Annotated in this window: 8 protein-coding genes; 2 read left to right on the forward strand and 6 right to left on the reverse strand. The window is 72.9% G+C overall.

What is annotated here, in order from left to right; genetic code table 11:
• Positions 1-190: 190 nt before the first annotated feature.
• Positions 191-1,069, reverse strand: a complete 879-nt coding sequence (locus DVH02_RS34115; RefSeq protein ID WP_114627698.1) for a polysaccharide deacetylase family protein — start codon at positions 1,067-1,069, stop codon at positions 191-193.
• Positions 1,070-1,283: 214 nt separating this feature from the next.
• Positions 1,284-2,294 (reverse strand): asparaginase, encoded by a 1,011-nt coding sequence (locus DVH02_RS34120; protein WP_114627699.1) that lies wholly within the window; start codon positions 2,292-2,294, stop codon positions 1,284-1,286.
• A 139-nt stretch (positions 2,295-2,433) separates the two neighbouring features.
• Between DVH02_RS34120 and DVH02_RS34125 the strand changes: the two genes are divergently transcribed.
• Positions 2,434-3,474: a LacI family DNA-binding transcriptional regulator gene (locus DVH02_RS34125; RefSeq protein WP_233518640.1), complete on the forward strand. Its 1,041-nt coding sequence runs from the start codon at positions 2,434-2,436 to the stop codon at positions 3,472-3,474.
• Between the two features lie 131 nt (positions 3,475-3,605).
• Positions 3,606-5,246, forward strand: a complete 1,641-nt coding sequence (gene pgm / locus DVH02_RS34130) for a phosphoglucomutase (alpha-D-glucose-1,6-bisphosphate-dependent) (RefSeq protein WP_114627701.1) — start codon at positions 3,606-3,608, stop codon at positions 5,244-5,246.
• A 47-nt stretch (positions 5,247-5,293) separates the two neighbouring features.
• On the opposite strand, the gene DVH02_RS34135 is transcribed toward pgm, so the two are convergent.
• The 4 genes from DVH02_RS34135 to DVH02_RS34150 all read right to left on the reverse strand — a co-directional run.
• Positions 5,294-6,094, reverse strand: a complete 801-nt coding sequence (locus DVH02_RS34135) for a DedA family protein (protein ID WP_114627702.1) — start codon at positions 6,092-6,094, stop codon at positions 5,294-5,296.
• Positions 6,095-6,208: 114 nt separating this feature from the next.
• Positions 6,209-6,988, reverse strand: a complete 780-nt coding sequence (locus DVH02_RS34140; RefSeq protein ID WP_114627703.1) for an ABC transporter ATP-binding protein — start codon at positions 6,986-6,988, stop codon at positions 6,209-6,211.
• Between the two features lie 11 nt (positions 6,989-6,999).
• Entirely contained in the window at positions 7,000-7,776 is a 777-nt protein-coding gene (locus tag DVH02_RS34145; protein WP_114627704.1) for an ABC transporter permease, read from the reverse strand.
• On the reverse strand, positions 7,773-8,337 hold a 565-nt coding region (locus DVH02_RS34150; RefSeq protein ID WP_114627705.1), incomplete at its 5' end, for an ABC transporter permease. The genes DVH02_RS34150 and DVH02_RS34145, both read right to left, overlap by 4 nt.

The raw sequence follows: 8,337 nt of genomic DNA on the forward strand, positions 1-8,337 counted from the left end.
CGCGCGGGGATGGGGCGTCTCGGACGCGGGTGCCGGGCCGGAAGGAGAGGCGCGGCGCTCACCGGGGTGCGGTGGGACGGGGTGCGGTGGGGCGCGGGTGCGCGGTGGGTGCGGGTGCGCGGTGGCGTGCGTGTGCGCGGTGCGGTGCGGGGCCCGGAACGGGGGGAAAACCGGCCGGGGCCCCCGGGGATCAGGTGCGCGGGCGGCGGCGGACGAAGTCGGTGGCGATCTCGTCGAAGGTGACCCAGCGGACGCCCTCGTGTGCGTTGATGTGGTCGATCAGCCGCTCGTGCATCAGCAGGTTCTGCGGGCGGCCCGACACATCGGGGTGGACGGTCATGGTGAAGACCGCGTAGTCGTTCTCGCGGTGGACCCAGTCGAACTGGTCGCGCCACATCTGTTCGAGGTCGCGGGGGTTGACGAAGCCGTGGCTGTTGGGGCTGGCCTTGATGAACATCATCGGAGGCAGGTCGTCGAGGTACCAGTTGGCCGGGATCTCCACCAGGTCGGTCTCCGCGCCCCGCTCCAGCGGCTTCATCCAGTCGTGGGCGGGCCGGTCGTAGTCGATCTTCGTCCAGGTGTCGCCGACCCGGACGTAGTACGGCTCGAAGTCGCGGTGCATCAGCGAGTGGTCATAGGCGATGCCGCGCTCCAGCAGCAGTTCGTTGGTGACCCCGGAGAACTCCCACCACGGCGCGACGTATCCGGTGGGACGGCGTCCGGTACGGGTGGAGATCAGGTCGATGCAGTGGTCGAGGATGTCGGACTCCTGGGTCCGGCTCATCGCGATGGGGTTCTCGTGGCTGTAGCCGTGCACCCCGATCTCGTGGCCGGCGGCCGTACACGCCTCGAACTCCTCGGGAAAGGTCTCGATGGAGTGGCCCGGCCAGAACCAGGTGGTCCTCATGTCCCGGCGGCGGAACAGCTCCAGCATCCGGGGGACGCCCACCTCGCCCGCGAACAGGCCGCGGGAGATGTCGCAGGGCGAGTCCTCTCCCCCGTACGAGCCGAGCCAGCCGCCGACCGCGTCGACGTCGACTCCGTAGGCCACGAGGATCTCTTTCGGCATGTCGCTTCTCCTGTCGGTGTGTCGCGTCGCGTGTGCCGCGCCGCGTGTGCCGTGTGCCGTGTGTGGTGTGTCGCGTGTGGTGTGTCGGTCTGTTCCGAGGTGGGTGTTCCGGGTCGGTGTTCCGGGTCGGTGTTCCGGGTCGGTGTTCCGGGTCGGTGTTCCGGGTCGGTGTTCAGCGCCGCGTATCGGTGTGTCCGCCGGGTCTTCGGTGTGTTCACCCGGTCCGGTGACCGGCGTCGGCCAGCCACAGACGTGTCGCCTCGGCGGCCCCGGCCGGGCCCGTGCCCGCCGTACGGTGCAGCGCGGCGGCGAGCAGCAGCCGCAGCTGCCACGGCGAGAGGTCGGAGGCGAAGACCGCGCCCGCCCGCAGCAGGTCGGCGCCGCCTCCCGCACCGTAGGCGGCCGAGGTCGCCCCGGTGGGGACCCTGCTCGCGACGGCGACCGCGATGCCGTCGGCGACCAGTCGGCCGACCGCCTCGGTCACCTCGGGCGGGGCGTTTCCCGCGCCGAAGGCACACAGCACGACGCCGCGCGCCCCGGCCGCCACGGCCGCGTCGAGCAGGGCCGTGTCACAGCCGACGTAGAGCGGGACGACGTCCACCCGGGGCAGTCGGCCGAGGTCGTCGGCCGAGATCAGGGCGGCGGGGCGCGGCGGGCGGCCGATCAGCCGTGCCCGGCCGTCGTCCACACGGGCGAGCGGGCCGCGCCCCGGCGCGCCGAAGGCGGCGGGCGCCAGGGTGTCGGTCTTGCGCAGGCCGATGGCGGGCCAGACCGCGCCGTCGAAGACCGCGCCGACGCCGTGGCGCCGGGCCGCGGGGTGGGCGGCCCAGGTCAGCGCGGCGGCGAGATTGCGCGGTCCGTCGGCCGCCGGGTCGTCGGCGGGCCGCTGGGCGCCGGTCAGGACGATCGGCCGGTCGTCGTCGTGGACGAGGGCGAGCGCGAAGGCGGTCTCCTCCATGGAGTCCGTGCCGTGGGTGATGACCACGCCGTCGGCTCCCCCGGCCAGGCCCTCGCCCACCGACCCGGCCAGCCGGGCCAGATCGGGCAGGCCGAGCGCGAAGCTGGCCCGCAGGCCGATCTCCTCGCAGACGACCCGGACCCCCTCGGGCACCGGATGGACCAGCGCCGACTCCAGCAGCTCCTTCACACCGACGGACGCGACCCGGCCGGCGGGGGTGGAGCGGCTGGCGATGGTGCCACCCGTACCGATGAGACGCAGCTGCATGCGAGGCTCCACAATCGATTGCGAGAACGATTGCGCAACTGTGCTCCATACTCCCCCCGGAGGGCAACCCCCGTAATCGGATCTTCATGGAAGATGATGGTTCCGGAAATTCGGGGACAGGACCGAGGAGACGACGCCCGTGAGACGAGACCCCGCGGACACCCGCGATCCCCGTGAGCAGGGAGACAGCGGTGTGACGCTGGCCGACGTGGCGGCCGACGCGGGGGTCCACCAGTCCACCGCCTCCCGCGCGCTGCGTGACGGCGCCGGAGTGGGCGCGGCCACCGCCGAGCGGGTGCGCGCGTCGGCCAGGCGGCTGGGCTATGTGGTGAACCCGGCCGCCGCCAGCCTGCGCACCGGGCGCTCCCGGCTGCTCGGGGTGCTGGTCCCCCGGCTCACGGACATCGTGCTGGCCACGGTCTACGAGGGCATCGAGGCGGGCGCGGCGGCGGCCGGGTACCACGCCGTGGTCTCCAACACAGGCGACGACCCGGCCGTGCAGCGCGCCAAGGTGGAACGGTTGCTGGCGCTACGGGTCGACGGGCTGCTCCTCGGTGACGCGCGCGGCGACACGACCCTCGCGTCCGAACTGGTGGCGCGTGGGGTGCCGGTGGTGCTGGTGTCCCGGCGGCTGCCCGGTGTCACCTCCTTCACCTGCGACGATCTCGTCGGCGGGCGGCTGGTGGCGGAGCATCTGCTCTCCCTGGGGCACCGCAGGGTGGGCGTGGTGGCGGGTGAGCCGTACGCCTCCACCGGGGTCGAGCGGACCAAGGGGTTCACCGACGCGTTCGCGAAGGCGGGCATACCCGTGCCCCCGGAGCTGATCGTCAACGCGCCCTTCGACGTGCACGGCGGTGAGCGGGCCGCGCACCGGCTGCTGGCCGCCGAGCCGCGGCCGACCGCCGTGTTCGCCGTCAACGACTTCGCCGCGATCGGGGTGATGGGCGCGCTGCGTGCCTCGGGGCTGACTCCCGGCCGGGACATCGCCGTGGCCGGCTACAACGATGTGCCGCTCTCCGCCCAACTGCCCATACCGCTCACCTCCGTACGCTCCCCGATGCGTGACATGGGCGAGCGGGCGGCGACGGCGCTGGTGGGCTTGGTCGAGGGGCGCACCGCCCGCTCCCGCCGGTTCACCCCGGAGCTGATGGTGCGTGACTCCACCCTCGCGGCGGGCTGACTCCGTACGGCGGGGCGGGCCACCGGCGCTCCGCGCGACCCGCGAAGATGAACCGACGAGAAGCCGAACCGACGAACCGACGAGCCGATCGCACCGACCGATCGCGCCGACCGATGTGGAGGAGTGCGCAGATGCCGCACGAACGAGCGGGACAGCCGGCACAGCCGGCGGATCTCATCGATGTCGCCCGGCTGGTGACCTCGTACTACGCGCTGCACCCGGACCCCGAGGAGCCGGCGCAGCGCGTCGCGTTCGGCACCTCGGGGCATCGCGGTTCTTCGCTCGCCACCGCGTTCAACGAGGACCACATCGCCGCGACCAGCCAGGCGATCTGCGAGTACCGGACCCGGCAGGGCACGGACGGGCCCCTCTTCCTGGGCGCCGACACCCACGCGCTGTCCGAGCCCGCGCGGGTGACAGCCGTCGAGGTGTTCGCCGCCAACGGGGTGACCGTGCTCGTCGACAGCGCGGACGGCTACACGCCCACCCCCGCCGTCTCGCACGCCATCGTCACCCACAACCGGGGCCGTACCACCGGGCTCGCGGACGGCGTGGTGGTCACCCCGTCCCACAACCCGCCCGCCGACGGCGGTTTCAAGTACAACCCGCCGAGCGGCGGCCCGGCGGGTTCCGAGGCGACCAACTGGATCCAGGACCGCGCCAACGAGATCATCGCGGCCGGTATGAAGGACGTGCGCCGGATCCCGTACACCCGTGCGCTGGCCGCCGAGGGCACCGGACGCCACGACTTCCTCGGGACGTACGTGGCGGACCTGCCGTCCGTCCTCGACCTGGACGCGGTGCGCGCCGCCGGGGTACGGATCGGCGCCGATCCGCTGGGCGGCGCGTCGGTCGCGTACTGGGGCCGGATCGCCGAGCAGCACCGGCTCGATCTGACGGTGGTCAATCCGCTGACCGATCCCACCTGGCGGTTCATGACGCTGGACTGGGACGGCAAGATCCGGATGGACTGCTCCTCGCCGTACGCGATGGCCTCGCTGATCGGCCGGAGCGGCCAGTACGGGATCGCCACCGGCAACGACGCGGACGCCGACCGGCACGGCATCGTCACGCCCGACGGCGGGCTGATGAACCCGAACCACTATCTGGCCACCGCCATCGGCTATCTGTACGCGCACCGCGAGCGGTGGCCCGCGGGCGCGGGCATCGGCAAGACGCTGGTGTCCTCCGGCATGATCGACCGGGTCGCCGCCGATCTCGGCCGCGAGCTGGTCGAAGTGCCGGTCGGCTTCAAGTGGTTCGTGGACGGGCTGCTCGACGGCTCGCTCGGGTTCGGCGGCGAGGAGTCGGCGGGCGCCTCGTTCCTGCGGCACGACGGTTCGGTGTGGACCACCGACAAGGACGGCATCCTGCTGGCGCTGCTCGCCTCCGAGATCCTCGCGGTCACCGGGACCTCGCCCTCCGCCCACTACGCGGCCCTCACCGAACGCTTCGGGGAGCCGGCGTACGCGCGGATCGACGCGCCCGCCACCCCGGCGGAGAAGGCGGTCCTCGCCCGGCTCTCGCCCGCGCAGGTCGGCGCGGACACGCTGGCCGGGGAGCCGGTGACGGCGGTGCTGACCGAGGCGCCCGGCAACGGCGCGGCCATCGGCGGCATCAAGGTGACCACGGAGAACGCCTGGTTCGCGGCCAGGCCCTCGGGCACCGAGGACGTCTACAAGATCTACGCGGAGTCCTTCCTCGGCACGGACCATCTCGGGCGGGTGCAGGAGGAGGCCAAGGCGGTGGTGTCGGCGGCGCTGAGCGCCTGACGCGCGCGGAGGGCGCGCGGAAGGCGAGCGGGCGCGCGGCGGCGCGGTCAGCGGGGGTCCCCGGGATCCTCCGGCTCCGCGCGCTCCTCGTCCCGCTCGCCCTCCTCGCCCTCCGCCTCCCCCTTGCCTTCCTCGTTCCGCTTGCCCTCCTCGCTCTCCGCCTCCCGCTTGCCTTCCTCGTCCCGCTTGCCCTTCTCCCTCTGCGCCTCCCGCTCGTTCTCCTCGTTCCGCTCGCTCTCCCGCCGCGCCTCCCCGCGGCGTCTGCGCAGCCCCCATACCGCCAGCGCCACGAGGACGACCGCGGCGACCGCCGCCACCGCGATCACCCCCACCTTCGACTCGATCCGGGTGAACGCGGCCCCGGCGAAGTAGCCGAGCACCGTGCAGCTGACGCCCCAGCTCAGCCCGCCCAGGGCGTTGAAGAGGAGGAACCGGCGGTACGGCATGCCCGACAGGCCCGCGAGCGCGGGCATCAGCGCCCGCAGGAAGGCGACGAAGCGGGCCAGGAACACGGCCCACGCGCCACGCTCCCGGATCATCTCGCGGGCGCGGTCGGTGCGCTCCTGACGTCGGCGCAGGGTGCGGGTGGTCAGGATCCGGTCGCCGAAGTGGCGGGCCAGCGCGTACCCCGTACTGTCGCCGAGCACGGCGGCGAGCACCACCACCGCCGTCAGCCACCACAGGGACACCTTCCCCTGGCCCGCCAGGACTCCGCCCAGGATGGCGGCGGTCTCCCCGGGCAGGACGAAGCCGAAGAACAGGGCGTCCTCGCAGAAGACGAGCGCGCCGACCACGGCGTAGATCAGGGGGCCGGAGAGCCCGTTCAGCCAGTTGGTGATCGTGTGCATCCGGCGCGTCCTTCCGGGTCCGTCCGGACGATACCCGCCGCGAGGGCGCCGACCGGCGCGTGGACACGGCCGGTGGCGCGGAACTTCGATCCCCCGGGATGCGGCGGGCGCCGCTCAGCCCCGGCCCGTGTGGATCGCCGCCTGGATCTGCTCGTACACCCGGGCGCGCAGCCGGGCGAAGGCGGGCTCGGCCCGGGTGGTGAGCTGGTCCCGGTCGGGCGGCAGGTCGACCGTCAGCTCTTCGCGTACCACCGTCGGTGAGGCGGACAGGATCAGGACCCGCTGTCCGAGGTAGACGGCCTCGTCGATGTCGTGCGTGATGAAGAGGATCGTCATACCGCGCTGCCGCCAGAGCAGGCGGACCAGATCCTCCAGCTCCGCGCGGGTCTGGGCGTCGACGGCGGCGAACGGCTCGTCCATGAGCAGCACTTCGGGCTCGTACGCCAGGGCGCGGGCGATCGCCACCCGCTGCTGCATGCCGCCGGAGAGCTGCCAGGGGTACGCGGCGCCCGCGTCGGCGAGGTCGACGGCGCGCAGCGCGTCGGCGACGAGCGCGCGGCGGCGTTCCTTGCCGAGGTCCTTCTTCTGGCGCAGCGGCAGTTCGACGTTGGCGTACACGCTCATCCAGGGGAAGAGGCTGCGGCCGTACTCCTGGAGGACGACGGCCATCGCGGGCGGCGGTCCGGTGACGCGCGCGCCGTCGAGGAGCACCTCGCCTGAGGTCGGGGCGAGCAGTCCGCCGACGCACTTGAGGAGGGTGGTCTTGCCGCAGCCGGAGGGGCCGACGAGGCAGCACAGTTCACCGGCGGCGACGGTGAAGGTGAGGTCGCGCAGCGCCTCGACCCGGCGGCCGTGCCCGTCGTAGGTCTTGCGCAGTCCGCGCACGTCCAGCATGGGGTGTCCCTTCATGACGGCCGCCCGGCGGCGCGCAGCCCGTGGTACCAGCGCAGTACGCGGCGTTCGACCAGCCGGAACACGGTGGCCAGCGCGAAGCCGAGGAGTCCCAGGAGCAGGATGCCGCTCCACATCTCGGGGATCGCGAACCCGCGCTGGAACTGGACGATGGCGAAGCCGAGGCCGTTGCTCGCCGCGAACATCTCGCTGATGACCATCAGGATGAGACCGAGGGAGAGCGCCTGGCGCAGGCCCGCGAAGATCTGCGGGCCCGCCGAGGGCAGGGTCAGGCGGCGCAGCCTGGCGAGGCCGGTGATGCCGTAGGACCGGGCGGTCTCGGACAGTACGGAGTCCACCGCGCGAGCGCCTTCCACGGTGTTGAGCAGGACGGGCCAGACCGTGCCGCTCGCGATGACCACGATCTTCATCGTGTCGCCGATTCCGGCGAACAGCATGATGACCGGCACCAGCACCGGCGGCGGAACGGCCCGCAGGAACTCCAGTACGGGTTCGGCCGTCGCCCGTACCCGGCGGTGCGTTCCGATGAGGATCCCGGCGGCCACCCCGGTGACGGCCCCCGCGGTGTACCCGGCGGTCAGCCGGCCGAGGCTGGGCAGGACGTCGTGGGCGAGCCGGTCGGCGTTCCACACCTCCGCGAAGGAGCCGAGGATCGTGCGCAGGGGCGGGAAGTAGACGCTGTCGCCGCCGTCGGAGGCGGCCAGCCACAGGAGCAGGAGCAGCGCGGGCAGCGCGACGGTGAACAGCGCCCGGCGCAGGGCGTGTCTCACAGGGCGGCCTCCCCGCGTACGGACTGGTGCCAGAACAGGGCCCGGCGTTCCACCAGCCGCGCCCCGAGGTTGATCAGCAGCCCGAGCAGTCCGGCGACCACCACCAGGGCGTACATCTCGGGGACGGCCTGCGAGGTCTGGGCGACGGCGATGCGGGCCCCGAGTCCCGGTGCGCCGATGACCAGTTCCGCGGTGACGGCGAGGATCAGCGCGACGGAGGCGGCCAGCCTGACGCCGGTCATGACGTACGGCAGCGCGGTGGGCCAGAGCAGATGGCGGATCCGCGCCCAGGTGCCGAGGCCGTAGGAGCGGGCGGTCTCCTCGGCGACCGGATCGACGTCCTGGATGCCGAGGACGACCTGGACCAGGACCTGCCAGAAGGCCGCGTAGACGACCAGGAGCAGGGTGGAGCGCAGGTCGGTGCCGTAGAGGAGGACGGCGAGCGGGATCAGCGCGACGGAGGGGATGGGGCGCAGGAACTCGACGGTGGAGGCCGTCGCCGCCGGGACCGTGATCGCCGTCGTACCGTATCTGCGCGAGGCGACGGCCTCCACCGTCGAG

It is taken from the genome of Streptomyces corynorhini (genome assembly GCF_003346515.1).
GTDB lineage: Bacteria > Actinomycetota > Actinomycetes > Streptomycetales > Streptomycetaceae > Streptomyces > Streptomyces corynorhini.

Bases quoted from the DNA above. Each gene is read 5' to 3' on its own strand.
- DVH02_RS34115 (WP_114627698.1), bottom strand. From the start codon at position 1,069: ATGCCGAAAGAGATCCTCGTGGCCTACGGAGTCGACGTCGACGCGGTC.
- DVH02_RS34120 (WP_114627699.1), bottom strand. From the start codon at position 2,294: ATGCAGCTGCGTCTCATCGGTACGGGTGGCACCATCGCCAGCCGCTCC.
- pgm (WP_114627701.1), top strand. From the start codon at position 3,606: ATGCCGCACGAACGAGCGGGACAGCCGGCACAGCCGGCGGATCTCATC.
- DVH02_RS34135 (WP_114627702.1), bottom strand. From the start codon at position 6,094: ATGCACACGATCACCAACTGGCTGAACGGGCTCTCCGGCCCCCTGATC.
- DVH02_RS34140 (WP_114627703.1), bottom strand. From the start codon at position 6,988: ATGCTGGACGTGCGCGGACTGCGCAAGACCTACGACGGGCACGGCCGC.